This is a genomic window from Nostoc sp. DedQUE07 (assembly GCF_034530975.2).
Classification (GTDB): domain Bacteria; phylum Cyanobacteriota; class Cyanobacteriia; order Cyanobacteriales; family Nostocaceae; genus Nostoc.
The window spans coordinates 63,579-82,625 of the sequence record NZ_JAVRCC020000023.1 but is presented as its reverse complement, the minus strand read 5'-3'; the positions used below and the strand labels follow the sequence as shown (position 1 = coordinate 82,625).

The 19,047-nt window shown below is 38.8% G+C and carries 17 protein-coding genes; all 17 read left to right on the top strand.

Features of this window, described 5'->3' with window-relative positions; genetic code table 11:
- The first annotated feature begins 1 nt into the window (after position 1).
- The 17 genes from RMZ95_RS18530 (at position 2) to RMZ95_RS18450 (ending at position 19,043) form a co-directional block, all read left to right on the top strand.
- On the top strand, positions 2-910 hold the full coding sequence (locus RMZ95_RS18530) for a hypothetical protein (protein WP_334847877.1): 909 nt from the start codon (positions 2-4) through the stop codon (positions 908-910).
- Positions 911-944: 34 nt separating this feature from the next.
- The gene (locus RMZ95_RS18525; protein WP_409883103.1) at positions 945-3,164 is read left to right on the top strand and encodes a hypothetical protein; all 2,220 of its coding nucleotides are present in this window, start codon (positions 945-947) and stop codon (positions 3,162-3,164) included.
- On the top strand, positions 3,161-4,219 hold the full coding sequence (locus RMZ95_RS18520) for a hypothetical protein (protein WP_409883101.1): 1,059 nt from the start codon (positions 3,161-3,163) through the stop codon (positions 4,217-4,219). Before RMZ95_RS18525 ends, RMZ95_RS18520 begins: the two co-directional genes overlap by 4 nt.
- 58 nt (positions 4,220-4,277) lie before the next feature.
- On the top strand, positions 4,278-5,552 hold the full coding sequence (locus tag RMZ95_RS18515) for a vWA domain-containing protein (RefSeq protein WP_409883099.1): 1,275 nt from the start codon (positions 4,278-4,280) through the stop codon (positions 5,550-5,552).
- 3 nt (positions 5,553-5,555) lie between these two features.
- Complete coding sequence (locus RMZ95_RS18510) at positions 5,556-6,152, top strand: hypothetical protein (protein ID WP_409883097.1); 597 nt, start codon at positions 5,556-5,558, stop codon at positions 6,150-6,152.
- Between the two features lie 80 nt (positions 6,153-6,232).
- A complete protein-coding gene (locus RMZ95_RS18505) occupies positions 6,233-8,302 on the top strand; it encodes an AAA family ATPase (RefSeq protein WP_409883095.1) in 2,070 nt (689 codons plus the stop codon).
- An 81-nt stretch (positions 8,303-8,383) separates the two neighbouring features.
- Positions 8,384-10,069: a proteasome accessory factor PafA2 family protein gene (locus RMZ95_RS18500; RefSeq protein ID WP_409883093.1), complete on the top strand. Its 1,686-nt coding sequence runs from the start codon at positions 8,384-8,386 to the stop codon at positions 10,067-10,069.
- Positions 10,070-10,304: 235 nt separating this feature from the next.
- The gene (locus RMZ95_RS18495) at positions 10,305-10,568 is read left to right on the top strand and encodes a hypothetical protein (protein WP_409883091.1); all 264 of its coding nucleotides are present in this window, start codon (positions 10,305-10,307) and stop codon (positions 10,566-10,568) included.
- Between the two features lies 1 nt (position 10,569).
- On the top strand, positions 10,570-12,636 hold the full coding sequence (locus RMZ95_RS18490; RefSeq protein WP_409883089.1) for a proteasome accessory factor PafA2 family protein: 2,067 nt from the start codon (positions 10,570-10,572) through the stop codon (positions 12,634-12,636).
- 66 nt (positions 12,637-12,702) lie between these two features.
- A complete protein-coding gene (locus RMZ95_RS18485; RefSeq protein WP_409883087.1) occupies positions 12,703-13,077 on the top strand; it encodes a HEAT repeat domain-containing protein in 375 nt (124 codons plus the stop codon).
- A gap of 38 nt (positions 13,078-13,115) precedes the next feature.
- Complete coding sequence (locus RMZ95_RS18480) at positions 13,116-13,877, top strand: RING finger protein (RefSeq protein WP_409883084.1); 762 nt, start codon at positions 13,116-13,118, stop codon at positions 13,875-13,877.
- A gap of 160 nt (positions 13,878-14,037) precedes the next feature.
- Positions 14,038-15,231 (top strand): HesA/MoeB/ThiF family protein, encoded by a 1,194-nt coding sequence (locus RMZ95_RS18475; RefSeq protein ID WP_409883082.1) that lies wholly within the window; start codon positions 14,038-14,040, stop codon positions 15,229-15,231.
- A gap of 95 nt (positions 15,232-15,326) precedes the next feature.
- On the top strand, positions 15,327-16,034 hold the full coding sequence (locus tag RMZ95_RS18470) for a ubiquitin-conjugating enzyme E2 (RefSeq protein ID WP_409883080.1): 708 nt from the start codon (positions 15,327-15,329) through the stop codon (positions 16,032-16,034).
- Between the two features lie 67 nt (positions 16,035-16,101).
- The gene (locus RMZ95_RS18465; protein ID WP_409883078.1) at positions 16,102-17,001 is read left to right on the top strand and encodes a YbjN domain-containing protein; all 900 of its coding nucleotides are present in this window, start codon (positions 16,102-16,104) and stop codon (positions 16,999-17,001) included.
- A 53-nt stretch (positions 17,002-17,054) separates the two neighbouring features.
- Positions 17,055-17,345 (top strand): EsaB/YukD family protein, encoded by a 291-nt coding sequence (locus tag RMZ95_RS18460; protein ID WP_409883076.1) that lies wholly within the window; start codon positions 17,055-17,057, stop codon positions 17,343-17,345.
- Entirely contained in the window at positions 17,329-17,904 is a 576-nt protein-coding gene (locus tag RMZ95_RS18455; RefSeq protein ID WP_409883074.1) for a Mov34/MPN/PAD-1 family protein, read from the top strand. Before RMZ95_RS18460 ends, RMZ95_RS18455 begins: the two co-directional genes overlap by 17 nt.
- A 2-nt stretch (positions 17,905-17,906) precedes the next feature.
- Entirely contained in the window at positions 17,907-19,043 is a 1,137-nt protein-coding gene (locus tag RMZ95_RS18450; protein ID WP_409883072.1) for a hypothetical protein, read from the top strand.
- Positions 19,044-19,047: the final 4 nt, after the last annotated feature.

Genomic DNA, 19,047 nt, shown 5'->3' with positions numbered 1-19,047 from the left:
GATGAGAACACTTTTAAATTTAAATTTGCAAAGTAATAGTCCTTTAGATTTACAAGGTAATGGTGACATTCGCATTATTGGAGACCGTGGTGCCGGCAAAACCACCTTTATGGCAGCCTTAGCTTACTGGCCAAATGGCAATCCTGAAAGCAGTCCTATTCAGTCGATTGACCCTTTTGCTCCCGATACTGGCATCTTGATTGAAATGGCGCAGAACATTTTAGAAAATGGGCAGACCTTACCGCCAACTCGCCCCGGTCAGCCTCCGCTATACAGCTTTATCGTTCAGCTAAAACCCAGCTTTTGGAAAAATCCTAGAGAAGCCGTGGTTGGGCGCAACCTCAGATTACAGGTGTCTTGCCGAGAGTATGCCGGAGAACTAGTAGACCAACTACGTAGTAATCTTGATGATCCAATATTAAGTACATACTTAGATGACTGTGCGACTGCAACAGGGTTGTTGCTATTAGTTGATGCCACATCCACTTATGACAGGGAATTTGCCCAAGCTTTAACAAATTTGGAACGCGAATTGAATCTTCGTCTTACCCATAGCAACAGAAATAAACGCCAATACCGCATCGCGTTGATGTTTTCTAAGGCAGAGCAACCACAAGTTTGGAATTATCAAAATGAAATTCCAAATTTTGTCAAGCTCAAATTTCCGAAAACACAACAAGCTCTGCAAAACTGGCGAAGAGTTTGGGGATGCCAAGTTTCCACCTTTTTCTCATCTGCCTTTGGCATGATGGGTAACCCACCTCAGCCAAATGTGCGGGTAATCCAGAACGATGGACGAGGAACAAGTGCAGTTATTGCACGGCCTAAATTTTGGAAACCATTTGGACTTGTTGCCCCAATTTACTGGTTACACACTGGGCAATCGGATGAGCGATTGCAACAAATCTAGTGAAATAATACATAGCAAAGCAGGAGAATTCACAATGGCATATCAAATCTATGAATTCCATCTAAGTTGTAATCCTGTACAACTCGAAACTGGCGAGTGGGTATCTGGAGGGTTTACGGGAAAAATACGTGGACAGGGCGAAATTCCACCTGAAGTTAAAAATGCTGTCTTTACACGTGATGATGCAGGGTCATTTCAAGTAAATAACAAATTTAGCATTCGCGATAATCATCCACCTAAAGACAAGAAGACAGCATTGATTGCTAGGGATCTTGGTAACTATTGTGTACTAGCAGTTTTTAATAGAATTAAAGATAATATAAAGCGAGAGTTTGTTGGCGAGCAATTTTTTTGGCTATCAAAACCTGAATTATTAAATTCTTTTTCTCAAGATTATAGTCATTCAATTTCCCTGAATGACATAGATGGAATTGCAACTCTACTATATTTTTGGGAATATAATAAACGTCCTAGTTATCATGTTGATATAGATTCAAATCCGCTACGATTAGAATATCGATTTAATGATATCTGCATTAAGAAAGAAGTTATTAAAAAATATTCGTCGAGAGTGGATGAATTGTTGCAAAAGTTCAAATCTGAACCTAATCCTCGAATCAGTGACATAGAGCCTGACGACATACACTGCCTTGCTCTTGACGCTAATTTTCGGAGCGCTCGCCAACTCGCTTGGGCTTGGAATGTCCGTAAAGTTGAGGCTCAAGATTTTACCGCTATTTACTACGCAGATACAAATATTTTACAATATTCTCCACCACAACAAAAAGCAGAAGAACAAAATGCCCTACTAGCATCAAGCACAAGTAATCAGCATCATATAGCAGAACAAGAAACTAATCCAATTGCAGAGGATATTAGAAGGTGTTTGTTCGATATTTCTAATACAAAAATGAACCTACAACACGTTATAAAATTACTTAGTTACTACAGAGAACATCAACAAGATTTAACTAAATACTGTCAAAAGTCACAAGTGAAAGAATTTGTTAATAATTTAGAGGATAATCCTGTCGATGGAGCCATCAGACACGTAGCTTTATTAGTTGCAATTGCTCCGGAAAAAGAGCAAAAACTAGGAAAAGGTTTATTAGCTTTAAATTTAAACAGAAAACAAATAGCAATTAGATTTTTAGATGAGTTAGAAATTAATTTAGATAATTTAGAAAAAGCTAATCCAATTTGTAGTAGTGACCCGTGTTTTAATAATTTATATAAAAAGGTTACTAAATTGAATAAAAAATTAGAAAGAAGTATTCCTAAAATAAATGAGGAGAGGCTACCAAGTTTTTTCGATTTATTCTCTGGCTCTTCATCTCATCGAAGTAATCAAAGGAGGCAGAGAAAACCAACATTGCCTACTTCTCAACCAAGATTAACTGCTAATCAATCTGATGAAATAGGAGACCCTACACCATTATTTATCTTTTCCATACTTATTGGCGTATTAATAGCGGCTATAGGTTTTGTATTCTTACCAGAAATCAAGCAATTATTAAATATAGATAAAAATTCTCAGCCTCCTATTGAAAATAGTTCCAATAACCCTCCCGTTCAGCAAAGTTCTGAGCAACAATTAGAAAAATCAACGAACAATCAAATTAGCGATCGCAATCTGTTAAAAGAGTATGAAAAATTAGAAGCTGCTGAAATGGCTTTTCCAGAAGTAAAAGAATTAGCAGTAGCAAGTCAAAAAATCAGACAAAAACAATTGATTCCATCATTGGAAAAATTAGTTACTCAACTTCAAGATCAAAATCCTGATACGAATGATCCAATTTACAAAGAATTACAAATTATATTGCCAAAATACGATCCAAACAAGTTGCGAGTGTTTAAATTAGATGAGACAAACACAGAGGTAGGTATTATCCAAAAAGCCCTATACAGAGGTGGTTATTATCAAAACATCAATTCTGGTATTGAACCTCCTGATTATTCCAAATTTGATTTAGCTACTCAAGAAACCATAAAACGTTTGCTAAAGAAAGACCCTTTCACTGAACAGCCTCTGACTGTTAATAATTGGAAACAAGCTTTGTCAGAAATAGATAAATTTATTGTATACGAGCGAGTAGAAAGAATCATTAATTATTTGCTCATAACATTACGATCGGGTCAAAAGTATAGCAAATTTCAAAAACCTGTTAAGGACTGTAAATTGCAAGCCAAGAATGCTGACCAACCTCTAATCTTTGATTCTTGTATGGAGAAAACATTATCTAAAGGAAAATGAGAATTTATTTATATTCTATCTTCGGCATTATTTCTGCTCTAATTGGTTGGGGTATTAGTCAATTTTTCTGGCTTGACTTAGGCTTAGAGAAATTTTTTACCCAAGGAAGCATAAGGCCGCCATCAGAAATAATTGTGATGCCTATTGTCGCTGCTTTTTTGGCTGCGGGAATGGTAAGTACAGAAGTGTTTGTGAGTAATCCCACACGCTATAAAGCTAACATACGAGTTTTACCGCCTTACTTTTGGTTGGCGATCGCCTCTGGTGGAATTTCAGGTTTAATCGCAGGGGCAATTTATTGGATTTTGTCAATAACTCCACTACCTGACGCACTTGTCAGGATCGCAGCTTGGGGATTAATTGGTTTTTTTATCGGTTTGGGAGAAAGTGTCAGTTGGCGTTTTCGTAGTATAGAAGGCGCAACTAGCAAAGCACAGCAACGCATCCGTAAAGGGATTTTATTTGGAGCGATCGCCGGACTCGTAGCAGGAACTCTTGCTGAACTGATTAGGATGAGTGGTAATCAATTGTCAGGATATCAAGTCCCAATTCAGTTTCTAGTTTTAGGACTTTCTTTGGGGCTATTTCTCAGCCTTGCTGCTTCTCCTAGTTATCAAGTAGCCCTTCGAGCTGGTGAAGGATTTGAAATTGTCCATCCTAACCAAATTACTAATAATAAAGATAGACCTCGCTTACAAAATGATGTACTACGATTTGTTACCGAAGATGATGATTGGGAAATTATTGAAGAAGGATTATCAATTCAGCTTCCAAACAACACCAAAGTAGCTATTAACGTTGGCTCGGCTTCTGAGGCAGATATCTACATCCCCAATCTTCCTTCAGAGTGTGCATCATTGCAAATAATGTCTCGTGAAGTAGTGATTAAATGTCTAACTCCTGGCTCAGTTCAAATTAACCGCAAAAAAATGAACCGTCCTGGCGAAAAACTCAAACTCAAACATAATCAAATTTTAACTTTTTACAATCCAGAAAATCCAGATAAATTTTATCGTTTTGTATTTTATGATAGATTCCTCGATCCACAAGCATAAGCTTATTATCCTGACTGTTTTTTTAGGCTTAATACCCTTGGGTTGTAGCCGCACAACATTGACTCGTCAAAGCTGCACAGAAGGAAATACTAAAGGTTGTGTACAAGTCAGCAATTGGTGGACTGAAGGCAATAACGTTCACTTGCGCGTGAAAGTGTTAAACGAGTCGAATATTCCTAAGTCTGACCTCAAACCAGGAGATTTTCGAGTCGTAACCGCCGACGCATCTGAAGCAATTGAACCAACTGTAATTTTACCCAAAGCAGAAGGCGCAAAAGCTACACCTGCTGATTTCATTATTCTGCTGGATATGAGCGGTAGTATGAAATATCCAGATGCACAACAAGTAAAAAAACTGGATGGGGCAATTAATGCGATTAGAGAATTTCTGAACGCTGTTGAACGTGAGAATTTATCTGTGAATATTTCTCTAGTTCCTTTTGGAGAAAGTGGTGCGGGATGTTCTAATAAAGATGGAATTTTGACTGTCAGTGAACAGAAGATTAAAAGTAATTTTTTATCAGCTACAGATAATCAGCTAAAAACTCAGTTGAACTATTTAGCAAAGGTTGATGTTTGTGCTGCAACTAATTTGTATACACCATTAGAAACAGCTGTTAAATATCTCAATAACGAATCAGTTACAAATGGTAATTCTTCTACAAATGAGCCAATAAGAAAACAGTTAGCAGTCATTCTCTTATCAGATGGTTTTCACACTCATAAACGCGCAACCGAGAGCTTACAATTTGAGGGATTAAAAAAGATTTTGCAACAGTCAGCACCATATGTGACAGTACATACATTAGGCTATGGTGAATCCTTGAGTCAACTGTACAAAAAATCATTGTGTCAGCGTCTAATCATCCCAGAGGAACTATCTGTAGATGCATTAATTGAAAATAAATGCCAACAAAAAGACAATCCCAATACTGTTGATATTGATGAGTCAAAAACTGATATTTCCGAATTTCTAGTTGACCAACCACGCTTAGAAGAAATAGCTAAATTAACTGGCGGTATTCATCAATTTCCTGATAACGCTCAAGATGTAGCCAACAGTTTAATTACATTTTTGGAAAGTCTCCGGGAGTACGAGTTAATATACAAGCAACCTGGTGCAGACCAGGCTACTTTACATCACAGTATGGTGAAAATTATTCCCAATAATTTGACCTCTGCACCAGTCGATATTCGCATGGGTAATATGGACTATGTTTCTCTGAATTTAACGGAACGCTTATATTTGATGGCGGGGGTTTTGATTTTGTTTGTGTTAATAGGAGCGCTACCATTCATACAATGGAGCCGATATTTAAAACAGGAGAAATAAACAATGCCCGAATATACCTTAGTTATCAAAATTCCTTTTGCCGGAAATAGAGAATTTTTATATGGCACTATTCTGAACGGCTCCCATGAGAGTTATCCTGAAGATTATTTTCGAGTTAAAGAAAACCGACAAAATCTTAGTCGAGCGATCGAAACTGAATCGAGTAGAAAAATCAGCACCAGTCAGTTAGATCGTATTGTCAGTCTATGGATTCTTGATATTAAACAAGGATATCGGCGTACAACTGTTGCTTTAGATATGCCTACAGATACAGCAAAAATACCTTCATCTGTTACTTCTGCTACTGCTAACTCGGTTTCTTCTCATTTAGTTGATTTGCAACAGATACCTTCTACAGAACAACAATCAACAACACAGACAACTTACAAGTCAAAACCGCCAAATATCAATAAATCTCCAACAACTGCAAGTAATCAAGACCCTGTTATCGGATTTCCTCCTAAACAGAATTCAACTCCTGCAAAAAATGAATTGACTCAACCTGCTAATGATACTAACTCCCAGGAAAATGTAGAAGAATCAAAATCTCAAACTATAACTTCTGAAACCTGGGTTAGTGATAACAGGGCAGATTTTTAACCAATAATATGCAGTTTTTTTGACACCAGATAGTAGCTAACACAACCTTATTAAGATCAAAGTCTTATTAAGCAAAAAATATGGATGCAAGTCAAATTCAAGAAGAATATGAAGCTGGAAAAAGAAATTTTCGGCAGGTAAACCTGAGTAAGGCGTACCTACGTGGTGTATGTTTGCGTGATGCCGATTTGAGTGAGGCTAATTTGAGTCATGCATTTTTATACGATGCTAACTTGTCTGGGGCTGAACTGAGTCGGGCAAATTTATCTGCTGCCGATCTCAGCGAGAGTAAGTTGACTGGGGCTAACTTGTGTGGTTGTGACTTAACTGGGGCGGATTTGACCGGATGTGACCTTGAGGGTGCTTTATACAATGAAGGTTTACAAGGAACTCAGTTCCCTCAAGGGTTTGACCTTAGTGCAGCAAAGATGTCTCTGGTTGAGATTGCAAACCCAAGCATAACAAATCCAACTTTTATCGATATGATTGACGAACTTCCTTATGCCAAATGTCAACAAGAACTGCAATATCTATTGCAAGCACAGTGTCCGCTAATTTTTTTACGCTCTCCAGAAGAAAGCCGAGCTTTAAATTGTGCCATTACAGCTCACCAAGCAATTATTTCTAACCTCAATGATGACAATCGCAACCATAGCGAATTAGCACGGTGGAATAGTATTAACGGTTTTTTAAAACATTCGCTAGTAGCACAAAACACAAAATGGGACTCTCTCGAACCAAGGTCAGAACGAAGCGCACAACCTGTTGAAGAGGCGCTTAATGTCTTACAAAAACGTTTACAAGAACAAGCTGCTAACTATATCGATAGTCAAAATACTTATCTTTTACCAGATTGGTCAGCACTCATTTCACCTGAATGCCATTTGACGGCGCGTCAACTTAAAGAATTAGTTATAGCTATAGAACAAAAAAAACCCCGACCCAAAATGACACTGATTGTCATTGGTTCAGATTGGTCAATGCCAACGATTTTACGTCCTCATGTTCATATCCTCGATTTACCTCTACCAATAGGGGAAGAACTTTATGCCGATGTATTTAGTAATGCAGTCAGTAAATACAATCTGCCAAAACAAGAGGCTCAACAACTTGCTGAACAGGCACAGGGAATGCCTCTACACTCGGTAACTCAAACTGCTAAACTCATTACTGCCCGTCAACTTTGGTCAAAGCCGCTAGATGCTGGACAGTTACTTTTAGAAGTTAAAAAGCAAGAAATTAGAAAAACAGGGGTGTTAGAGTACTACGCCCCTCAAGGTCAGGGGCTAGATGAAGTGGGGGGATTAGAAGAGATTAAAAATTGGATTATTAACCGTCGTCCTTGGTTCGAGCAGGACTCCAGCCCGGAACTCCGACCCCGTGCTATTCTCCTCGAAGGCTTTCCCGGATGTGGAAAGACATTTATTGCCAGAGCGATCGCCCAAGAATGGCGCGTACCACAAATCAATTTTGAAATATCACGATTACAATCTAAATGGGTAGGCGAATCTGAAAGTAACACTTTTCAAGCCTTGCGAGCAATTGAAGCCTCGGCACCCAATATTCTATTTATGGATGAAATTGAGAAAGCCTTTGCTGGTGTAGGCGGTGATAGTTCTGGAGTTAGCACTAGGCAGTTTGGCACGTTCTTATCCTGGCTAAACGACCATAAATATCCGATTTTTTTCATTGCCACTTCTAATGACAGAACGATACTTCCTCCCGAACTGTTTCGTGCTGGCAGATTTGACGAAATCTTCATTGTCATGCCACCCAACACAAACGAACGTGCCGATATTCTTCAGAAACGCGCCCAGGCTTACAATATCAAAGAAGATATTCCACCTGATATCATTTCATTGTTAGTAGAAAATACTAAAGGCTTTTCTGGTGCAGAAATCGACAAACTGGTTAAAGAAGCGATTTATCTAGCAGGTTTTCCCGCATCGCCAAAGCAACCAAACTTGCCAAATAAAGAAGTTTGGCAACAAGCTTTAAAACAAATTGCTCCTCAGTATCCTACTCCGAAAATGCAAAACTTGTTGACAAAGTATCTGTATTTATTAAACGAAGGTGGTGGAAAACCCGCATCTTTGCGAGAGGAAGGTTTCTTAGAAAGTCTGATAAAACCACAAAATCAAAGATACTAAATAATTCGTAATTTGTAGCTAACGTAATTCGTAATTTGTTTAACCTTTGATTACGGCAATTTATGCAATAGGATTCGTCTCATGAGTATATCCAAAGTCACTGGTATCGAAACTGAGTATGGTATTTTGATTCGGGGGGTAAAGGAGTCTGATCATTTCTTAGCTTCACGAATGTTGTTACAGCAATGTGGAGTCATGGAACTCAAAGCAATTCCCGATAGCGAAGTTGCTGCTTCTCCAGATATATTTCTAAGACCTCTGTATAGTTTAATGCTTCCGAATGGAGCTCGCTTTTATATCGATCACGCCCACCCTGAGTACTGCACTGCGGAAACAATTCATCCTCGTAATGTGGTGGCTGCTGACAAAGCAGGAGAGATAATTGTAGAGCGTTGTCGGCGTTTAGCTAACGCTAGTGGAACCTTACCAAAAGGACAAGAAATTGTCATTTATAAAAACAATAGTGACTATAAAGGTAATAGTTATGGTTGTCATGAAAACTATTTGCTTGCAGCTAGTACTTATAAAGAATTGATTAATCCTCAAGGACACTTAAGTTTGAGCATTTTAGTGCCATTTTTGGTTACTCGAAATATCTTCTGTGGTGCGGGAAAGGTAGGTTACGAAAATGATAATTCTCCAGCTAATTTTCAATTAACCCAGCGAGCAGACTTTTTTGAAACTCTTTTTGGTTTGCAGACTACATACAACCGTCCTCTGATTAATACACGTGACGAGTCTCATGCAGAAAGTCTAGACTTTCGACGGCTACATGTAATTGTCGGTGATGCAAATATGTCGGAATACTCCACCTACTTAAAAGTAGGAACTACTCAGCTAATACTGATGATGTTGGAGGATAACTATATGACGCTGGATTTGACTCTAAAAGAACCTCTCGTCGCCGTAAAAACTGTTTCGCGTGACCTGACTTTTGGCGAAGAATTACCGTTAGCAAATGGTAGTAAAGCCAGTGCAATTGAAATTCAGCGTCAGTTCCTCGAACTCGCTAAACAGTACGTTGAGGAACATAACTCTACTGTATTTAAAAAAGTTATTCAAGTGTGGGAAGAAACGCTTAACAAACTGACACAAAACTGGCAGATGCTTAATCAATATTTAGATTGGGCAATCAAGCGTAACCTTTTAGAAAGATATTTACAAACACAAAATTGTAACTGGCAAAGTATAAATAAGTGGGAACCTGTGATTCTCAAGACGCTATTTCTCAAGCGAGAAGTAGTTGGCGATCGCCAGGCAGATTTAGTACAAGTAATCCGTTCCCAAGTGAGCGATCGCACTCAACTTGAAGACTTAGACTTGACAGACTACTGGCGACAAAGAGAAGTTTACTTCACACTGCGGCGGCTGGATTTGGAATACCACGATATTCGTCAGGGTAAAGTGGAAAAGGAAATGGGTTTGTTTTATCAGCTACAGAATTGCGGTGCAGTGAAGCGATTGCTTAACGACGAGGAAATTCAGTATTTTGTCAATCAGCCACCTTCTGATACCCGTGCTTACTTGCGCGGATACTGTATTTCAAAATACTTCGATCAAATTCAACAGGTAGATTGGAGTGAAATTAAATTCTATGTACCTGAGGAAAAACAAAGTTATTATCTCAAATTACCCGATTTGCTCAATGGTAACAAAGCACATGTAGAAACTGTTTTAGAAGCACAATCTTCAACTGACTTACTGAAATTGCTTGACTCTCTAAGCAAGTTGAATTTTACGATCGCAACAGAAAATAAAATACATTAATTTAAATTAATCATCAAAAATTGTGGTATTAACAGTATACTTTTAATTCCAAGAAAATCAGGAATTTATACCTATTGGTCTGTAGTATTGAGATTAGCAGACCCCGGCAGCAGTTTTGTTTAAAAAATCACCAAATAGGTCAGTCAATCGCCAAAAAAATCGTCAAAATAGAAACTAAGCATTGTGAGATCGGGTAGCCAAATCAAAAGTAACTGGGAGTTGAGGGTAAGGGAGTATGAGCAACCTTGAGCAAATTAGCGAATCATCAAACCGGAAAAAACCTGTCCAAAATGATCACGACACAGAGCAACACAATCACCAGGCAGAGCAGATAGCTAAAAATTTGCAAGACCTGGGAAATGAGGTCGACAATATCGTGGCTAATTTCATCGCAAGAGAAGAAACTCAAGTTCTCGGCGCATCTGAGCAAGGTTCCGAACTTAGGGACATATCAGCAGAAGATTTTGTGAGAAGCTTCATTCAGAAGGGTGGACAGTAAGGTGCGTGAACGAGTCTTCAGCCTAGAAACAGAGTACGCTATTGCCTTTCAAACCCAAGGGGGAAATCAATCACCCAACGAAGAATTAATTGTTAAGGCGCTTTGCCAAAAACTCGAAGAACGTTGTGGCATTCCTGGTAGCCAGTTTCTTGTCAACGGCTCTAAGTTCTATTACGACGTGGGACATGCAGAGTGGTCGTTACCAGAATGTCGCAGCGCTTATGAAGCGGTAGTTTATGATAAGGCTGCTGACTATACGCTAAGTTCTATAATCCCAGATGCAGAACAGGTACTAATAAACCAAGGTTTTCAGGGGCAACTGCTTCTGATAAAAAACAACGTTGATGCTAGTGGAAATACTTATGGTTGTCACGAAAATTATTTAGCGCAACGGCAAACGCAGTGGTTAGGTTCGGAAGATTATCTCTGGCTAACCAAGCGCTATCTCATCCCGTTTTTGGTGACTCGACAGGTATTTTGCGGTGCCGGTCGAGTCGGTTTTGGTCAAAAGTTGGAAGAAGGGATTGGCTTCCAATTGATGCAACGGGCTGATTTTATTGAAGAGTTAGTATCATCTGAAACCAGAAAGCAACGGGCAATATTGAGCCTAGCCCGTGAACATGAACCGTTAGCGAAAGGAAATTATCGCCGTCTGCACTTAATCTTGGCTGATACCAATATGTCAGGTTGGGCGACCTACCTGAAGTTGGGGACAACCGGTATTATACTGCGGATGCTCGAAGATATGGATTTTAGAGAAATTCCCCACTTGTTAGACCCGATACAAACGCTGCGACAGATATCCCGCGACCCAAGTTGCACCGTGGAAGTTTCCTTGCAAGATGGTCGTCAACTCACGGCAATTGAAATTCAGAGAATATATTTAGAACAGGCAAAACGCTATTTTGGTGAACATCCCATCTCTGCTGATGAACAGCGGATCATGCAAATCTGGGAAGATGTCCTGAATCAGCTGACAACTGACCCCATGCAGTTAGTTGGCAAACTTGATTGGGTGACGAAAAAAAGCTTTATGGAACGGTATTTGCAAAGTGTAGGAATGCAATGGAAGGAAGTATTACAGGGATCGGAAGTTTATTACAAACTATTACAATTAGATATTTTTTATCACGATTTATTTATTGAAAATAGCTTATTCTACCGCTTGCTCAAAGACAAGCCAGATACATTAGTGACTGCAAAGGAAGTGTTAACAGCACAGAGCAGCCCACCACCCTATACTCGTGCTTGGGTACGAGGAACTGCGATCGCTGCATCTCGTGACATGGGGTTAAATGTAGAAGTAGATCGATGGGACGATTTGAAGGTTAATAACAGAAAAGTCGTATTGCCCGATCCCCTGAAGTTCTTTTCTCCAGAACTATACGTCATATTGAGTAATTCCACAGCCTTAGAAACTGTAACGGAACGTAGCCGCTACAACATTGTTATTTTTTCTTCAGATCATAATATTGGACAAAATATAGCTAATCAATTGGTTGGTCTAGGTTACAAGCAAGCTCGATTGCAAGATAAGCCAAATCCCGAATTTAATATTAAGTGGAATAATGCCTCGAATTGGATGATCGATGAAATTGGAGACATTATCTGCCGAGAGTTGGAATTAGATGATGTCCAAATTTGTCGTCGGTATGGAGAAGGGCGAAATGATTGCATTGACATTAACTTGGGTGGTTTAGTTGCTCCTTCATTACCAATTTTGCAGCGCGATCGCTACAGCATAACTATCATATCCTCTAATCTTGAGATGGGTGAGAGTCTGGCAGATGAACTAGGTAGCATCAATTATCGAACTGATATCGTACTTCCCGAAGGTACTTCTGGGTTTAGTATTAAGTGGGGGAGTGCTACTGAGGCAGTTATTGATGAGATTGTGAGTATTTTATGCCGAAAATTTGCATTGAGTAACGCTCAAATTAAACGCTTGCACAAATTGAACTTGGAAGACGACCGTATTTTTATTAGTTTGTATACTCTTCCTAAGAGTTTCTTCCAAAGGGTTATTAATTTTGGTAAACGGATCATCATAGATTCAAATAATTCGTAATTCGTAATTCATAATTCGTGATTCGTGATTAAATCAATTATTCTTGTATTTTAGTGCGTAAATACTATGGACACATTTGAACCATTACAACAGCAGATACTATCCCATATATTGCAAGCAATTAACGAAGATAATCCTGAGATTAAACGCCAAGCTGCCGAGGCTTTATGCTACATGAGTTCAAAACAACAAATTGAAATACTAACACAATTACTTCATTTAAATGTCGAAGAATCTATACAAGTTGCTGCAATTGAAGCTTTGGGGACTATTGGTGGAAATGAAATTGTCGAAGTTTTGATATCATTACAGTCTGATGGCAAACCTTTAGTACGTTGGAAGCTAGACGAGGTGTTAGATAAATTATTATCAGGACAAAAGCTTGTAGCTCCAGTTTCAATTCCTTCCATAGATGATGAACTAGTCAGCATCATTAATTAATATTTCAAAAACTAAAAATAGCATCAAGGAGTACTTCAGTGACCTTATTGGTTTTCCGCGATCCAAATAGCACCTCTTTAGAAAAAGAGTTTGATGACGATATCCGTTTGGGTACAGCAGCAGACAATGATTTTAAATTGCCAGAAGGTTTAGGTATTGCTGCTTATCATGCAGTTATCTCTCGTTCAAAACTTTATGGGGTATCAGTTTTAGTCGATTTAGCTGGTGACAAAACGAAAACAAAGGTCAATGGATATTCTGTGGTCAAAATTAGTACTTTGCGCCATCGCGATCGCATTGAGCTAGGTCAGGCAAAACTAGAGTTTTGGGAGATGACAGTGAATCGGCTCAAATCAAATTCCCATCTGATCGGTAAAACCTGTCAGGTTTGCTACGAAAATTTTGCTCCTGATGAAAAATTAATCATTTGTCCGCGTTGTCAAGCTCCCCATCATCAAGATTGTTGGTTTCAAATACCAATTTGTTCTCGCTATGGATGTGGATATCCAGTGCGAGAGTCCATGCAGCGATCGCTTGCTACCTATGTACGCTTTGAAGAACTAGACGAGGATTCAGACTTAGTTAAACAACAACGCTTATGTATGGCAGAAAATCCTCGTGATGAAGCACCTTTTAAGGCGGGAAACTCAATTGCCAAATGTCCTAATTGTCAGACTCCTTTCCACACACCATGTTTTTTCGGGCTACAAAACTGCCCAAATTGTAACTATGATGTGGCAAGCCTAATGCAATCGGTGTTTAACCCTAAGCAACTATATCCAATTCTGATAATTATATAGTCTGAATTTATACTATTTTAGGACTTACGCAAAAACCCTCTCAAACTCTCATTCCTCCGTGACCTCTGCGCCCTCTGTGGTTCGTTTTCCATTACCCGTGCGTAAGTCCTATATTTAAACCAATATTTTTCCATCCCAAATCTAAAATTCGTATTCACCTATGTTTCAACCCAATCCCAGAGAGCCACTGCTCGAAATTGGCGACCCAGAACAAGACCGCTACGCCAGTTTAAATTTAATCAGCTGGTGGGAACAAGAAAGATTACGTAGTAGCCGAGTGATGGTAGTAGGGGTGGGAGCGTTAGGCAATGAAGTCCTCAAAAACCTAGCACTTTTGGGTGTAGGCAAAATATTCATTGTAGACTTTGATTTTGTAGAAGCATCTAATCTTTCTCGGTCAATTCTCTTTCGCATTCAAGATACTGGCCGTCGCAAAGTAGATGTCGCTGCTGAACGAATACGTGAAATCAACCCTGATGTCAAAGTTGTTACCTTTCATGGCGATATCAGGTACGACCTCGGTTTAGGAGTTGTTCGCCGCATGGATGTAGTTTTGGGTTGCTTAGACAACCGAGGCGCACGCCTAGCCCTTAACCGAGCTTGCTATCGTGCTGAGATACCCTGGATTGATGGGGCTTTAGATATCCTTATGGGGATGGTGCGGGTGTTTGTACCACCTGAAAGCGCCTGTTATGAATGCGGTATGACTGAGGAGGACTATCGACACATAAATCTGCGTTACTCCTGTCCCCATCTTCGCCCTGAAGATGTGATGCCGGGGCGTATACCCACTACCCCAACGAGTGCATCGATTATCGCAGCGCTACAGGTTCAAGAAGCGGTGAAATTACTACATGAATGGGAAATTCCTGCTGGTAAAGCCTTTTATTTTAACGGTCAGACCTATAAAACCTCGCTGATTACCCTCAATCGTCGCCAGGATTGTCCAAGTCACGAAACTTATGAAAATATTATCCCTCTTGATGCTGGGGTAGACGATTTAACTGTGGGAGGATTATTAAATATGGCATCGGAAATTTTTAAAGAACATGTAGTGCTAAGGTTGAATAACGACATCGTACAGCAACTATTTTGTCAACGATGTCAGCATACAGAAGTTATCTATCGACCATTTGAAGAAGTAATACCCAGCTTGATATCATGTCCTGAATGTAACTCTAACCGTATCCCTAACATCATTAATCGGCTCGCTCGCAATTCTGCTGCTGACATCAGCCTCAGGCAGTTAGGTGTTCCATATTTGCATATCCTTCTATTAGAAAGTCACAAGCATCAAAGATTTGTGGAATTAACAAAAGATGAAGATTTAATTCTACCGATGTGGAATAAATAGCATTTTATATAATCTGTAATAAGTAACACGGAAAACAGCACTGCAATACCAGTTAAGCTAGTATTACACTGGTATTTTAATTTACTAAACAAAATATGACTACAAATATTAGAGAAAAACGCCTTGTCCATGAATTTCAAAGAATGCTAAGTATTCGTAGAGAGGGAGGGCTAATCAATTTTTCTTGTGCCGACCTTTCTACAGAAGAAGAAGAAAAATTTTTGACAAGTTCATTAACTGAGGATTTTATCTTGGGTAAACTGGGTGGATTTCTTACCCCAGAGGATTTTCAAAACCGTTTTCCTGATAAAGCCCCGGAAAAATATTGTGTACTTTTTTGCTGTAAGGGATTGCAAAAACTATCAGAATACGACGAACCGACAATACGTGATGAACATGTGATGGAGATAGTTTTTGGTTATGATTATCCCTCTGCACCACCCCGTTATGTTTGGCTAACTAATATTTGGCATCCAAATATTAAACCACCTTATTTATGTGATAAAGGCAGACCTTTTGCTGTTTCGACTACCTTAGATCAGATATGTCTAATGGTTGGTCAGATGATCCAATATCGCATTTACAACACTGAAGACCCTTTAGATAAAGATGCTGCTAAATGGGCAGCCCAAAATAAAAAGTTATTTCCCATTGACACCCGTGACTTACTAACGGGTGAGGAACATTTAGACCCACCACTAGTGAGCTTTATTGATGGAGAGCCGATGGAATTAATCGATGCAGAACCAAACCAAAGTCAAACCGAAAATATGGTTAATACAAATATAATTGAACTGATTTAACTTAAGATTTGTAAATGTGATATTGTAATTTGCAAACTACATTCATTGCAGAAGTGATGGTGAACTATTGATTGAAAAAGCAGATCAAGTAGAGAAATGGTTGCGGACTCTATCCTTTGAAGGATGGAAATTTTCTGGTGCTTTAACTGGAGTCTCAAACAGTTGGTTATTGGAACGTAATGAAGACAAAATATACGTTCATCTTAACTCTAACTGGCTTTGTTTTACCTTACCACTGAGTAATCATCCAGCAAACTCCACTTTTTATAAAAAGTGTTTGGAGCTTTGTCGTCGTTCTTTCATGTGTAAGTTCAGTTTGAGTCCAGATGGAAAACTATTGCTACAATTAGAAATTCCCTTTCAGAGTATAGAAAAAAAACAATGCTACAAGGCTGTTGACGCTTTGAATGTGTATTTGAAGTGGTATGAAGCTTTAAAATCTGGTAACTCCAGTATCCATAGCCAAAGTGCGAATCAAATACAAATCAAAATTGTCAGGAAGCAAGAATATTTCCCGAAGGAATCTTTGTATCTTTATTTCAATGCAATTGAACATTTAAACTGGGGATTAAAAGATAACTTAGGAGACAATCGCTGGAAAGCAATTTACAAAGGAAATGACCGCCCTTTTATGACTTACCTTTATTTTAATCAGTATTGGCTATATTTTCAAATTCCCATATTGGGACAAACGCCTGATTTGAAATTACAAAACGATGAAGATAATATGTCTCTCTACTCTTATTTATTAAAGCTAAACGAGCATATATATTGGACTAAATTTGGGATAGACGAAAATGGCAAAATTTTCATGTTGTTGGATATACCTCTAGAAAAACTTGACTTAAATCTTTTCCAGCATGCAACCAAAACAATCGCAGAATACGCTAATAAATTTGCTTATGACCTTCAAATTATGGGTAATTTATCTCAGGAGAAAGAGTTATTTGATTTGATTCCAAATTAACTGCAACTAGTAGAATCGGCTGATGTTCTCAATCAAAAAGAAGGCATATAGTAATGGTTAGAGTTAGAGTCTTCATTGAAGACCATACTGGTAATAAGCGACGTGAAGCTAAAGTAGAAGCGGATACAGATATTGATAAACTGATTCCAGCGATCGTTACGGCTTTGAGATTGCCGATCAGCGACCCAAATGGTACACCGATAACTTACCATTTAGCGTTTGATAATCGCCAGTTGCCGAGAAACCAGACTTTATCTAGTGTTGGTATCGCAGAGGGGGCAATTGTCACCTTGGTGCCGGAGATGACTGCTGGAGGAGGAGTATACAATGAGTCCAATCTTTGAGAACAGCGAGCATATAGTTACTCTTGGAGAATGTTGGGAGAAACAACCTTACCAAGGATTTCCACCGCAACTTCAGCCATTTCCGGTTACAAAAAATATTAGCTATGCCATCACCCTGGAAGCACAAACTACTATCAGCACCCATGCACAAGAAACTCCAAATGTCGAGGTCGGTGGACTACTTTTAGGAGAAGTTTACCAACAGGACAGAAGCTACTTCGTAAATATCACAGATGTCTTACCTGCAAAGCATACTCAAGCTGGAGCCTTGGATATTACTTTTACCAGTCAAACTTGGTTAAATTTAATCGCCCAGCGATCGCGCTATCCAGAAAAAGTTACCGTAGGATGGTATCATTCCCACCCAGGCATAGGTGTATTTTTCTCCAGTCAAGACTTGTTCACACACCGTAGCTTCTTTGCTAATAAACCTTGGTATATAGCCCTAGTCATCGATCCTAAATCTGGAGAGCAAGGGGTTTTTGTTTGGGATGAAGACCGTATTGTTTCTTGTCCGATTTCATCTATCAGCCTCAAGAGGTCTGACAGGAGTCGCTAACTATGAAATATTTCAAATTTCGTCTAAATGACACCGCCGGAAACCTCATTTATGAAAAAGATGTAGAAGTAAAAAATGTATTCGCATCGTTTCTTAGCAAGCTAGCTTCTCGATTAGTGATGCAGGAAATTTTTGTTTTAGGGGAGCATTATTCAGCTATAGTTATTCCTCATTATGGAGACTCTTTGGCAGTAAATCCAATAATTATTTATGACAAAGAAGAAGTACTAGAACAGACACAATGGATAGACCTTTGCTTTGAAGAGCCTATCCAACCCGATCAGCCTGTTAAGTATATCACAATTGAACTGCGAGTCCGAGAACGAAACTTGATTTACCGCAAAGATTTTGAGATGAAGCAGATAAACCAGTATTACACCTTATACGGAGTCCGAACACTATTAAATCTTGGGATCGTACAAGGAAATTTGCTTTTTCTGAGTCCAAAATTTTTTGCCCGCGAAGACGATGAAGCGCGATTTGACAGAGAGCGAATTCCTAAATTAGAACAGCAAGCTGAGTTACTTGTGGAGTTAATACCTGACGATTCTGAAGATGAGGATAATTTTGCTTTCCTTTATCATGACTCATCTTTTTATGCAGAAACTAAGGTTGTTGGTAATCCCTGCACTGATGATATTCGCATTTATATCAATCAGAAAGTAATGGAACCCCTGATCAAAGAAGGAAAACTTTCTTTGACAGTAGAAAGAGGTGGTATTTTAGTTGGTTCGGTGTATGAAAGTAACGATGGTGGTCGGAGAATTGTGGAAATCAGTGATATGATTCCCAGTGAGCATAATGCTTCAAGTATAATTAATCTGCGCTACACGTTTGAGAGTTGGCAAGCTCAAAGTATTCGGATGAAAAAAGAGTTTCCGGGTAAAAGAATAGTTGGCTGGTATCACACTCACTTGATTGATATTTCTATTCGTACAGAACAAGACAAAATAGAAAAAACAAAGCTTTTTTTCTCACGTGATGATTTATTTATGCATAAACAGTTTTTTCCTGAAGAATGGTATGTAGCAATGGTTTTAGATCCTCAAGGAAATAGTATGTTTTTTCAATGGAAAAATCAAGAGATAGTTACTTGTGGAGGATATTACATTTTTGAAGATGTTGGTGTCGCCGGATAAAACG

What these genes read in the sequence shown, in the direction of transcription:
- RMZ95_RS18530 (WP_334847877.1), top strand. Translation starts at nt 2, where the DNA reads ATGAGAACACTTTTAAATTTAAATTTGCAAAGTAATAGTCCTTTAGAT.
- RMZ95_RS18525 (WP_409883103.1), top strand. Translation starts at nt 945, where the DNA reads ATGGCATATCAAATCTATGAATTCCATCTAAGTTGTAATCCTGTACAA.
- RMZ95_RS18520 (WP_409883101.1), top strand. Translation starts at nt 3,161, where the DNA reads ATGAGAATTTATTTATATTCTATCTTCGGCATTATTTCTGCTCTAATT.
- RMZ95_RS18510 (WP_409883097.1), top strand. Translation starts at nt 5,556, where the DNA reads ATGCCCGAATATACCTTAGTTATCAAAATTCCTTTTGCCGGAAATAGA.
- RMZ95_RS18505 (WP_409883095.1), top strand. Translation starts at nt 6,233, where the DNA reads ATGGATGCAAGTCAAATTCAAGAAGAATATGAAGCTGGAAAAAGAAAT.
- RMZ95_RS18500 (WP_409883093.1), top strand. Translation starts at nt 8,384, where the DNA reads ATGAGTATATCCAAAGTCACTGGTATCGAAACTGAGTATGGTATTTTG.
- RMZ95_RS18495 (WP_409883091.1), top strand. Translation starts at nt 10,305, where the DNA reads ATGAGCAACCTTGAGCAAATTAGCGAATCATCAAACCGGAAAAAACCT.
- RMZ95_RS18485 (WP_409883087.1), top strand. Translation starts at nt 12,703, where the DNA reads ATGGACACATTTGAACCATTACAACAGCAGATACTATCCCATATATTG.
- RMZ95_RS18475 (WP_409883082.1), top strand. Translation starts at nt 14,038, where the DNA reads ATGTTTCAACCCAATCCCAGAGAGCCACTGCTCGAAATTGGCGACCCA.
- RMZ95_RS18470 (WP_409883080.1), top strand. Translation starts at nt 15,327, where the DNA reads ATGACTACAAATATTAGAGAAAAACGCCTTGTCCATGAATTTCAAAGA.
- RMZ95_RS18460 (WP_409883076.1), top strand. Translation starts at nt 17,055, where the DNA reads ATGGTTAGAGTTAGAGTCTTCATTGAAGACCATACTGGTAATAAGCGA.
- RMZ95_RS18455 (WP_409883074.1), top strand. Translation starts at nt 17,329, where the DNA reads ATGAGTCCAATCTTTGAGAACAGCGAGCATATAGTTACTCTTGGAGAA.
- RMZ95_RS18450 (WP_409883072.1), top strand. Translation starts at nt 17,907, where the DNA reads ATGAAATATTTCAAATTTCGTCTAAATGACACCGCCGGAAACCTCATT.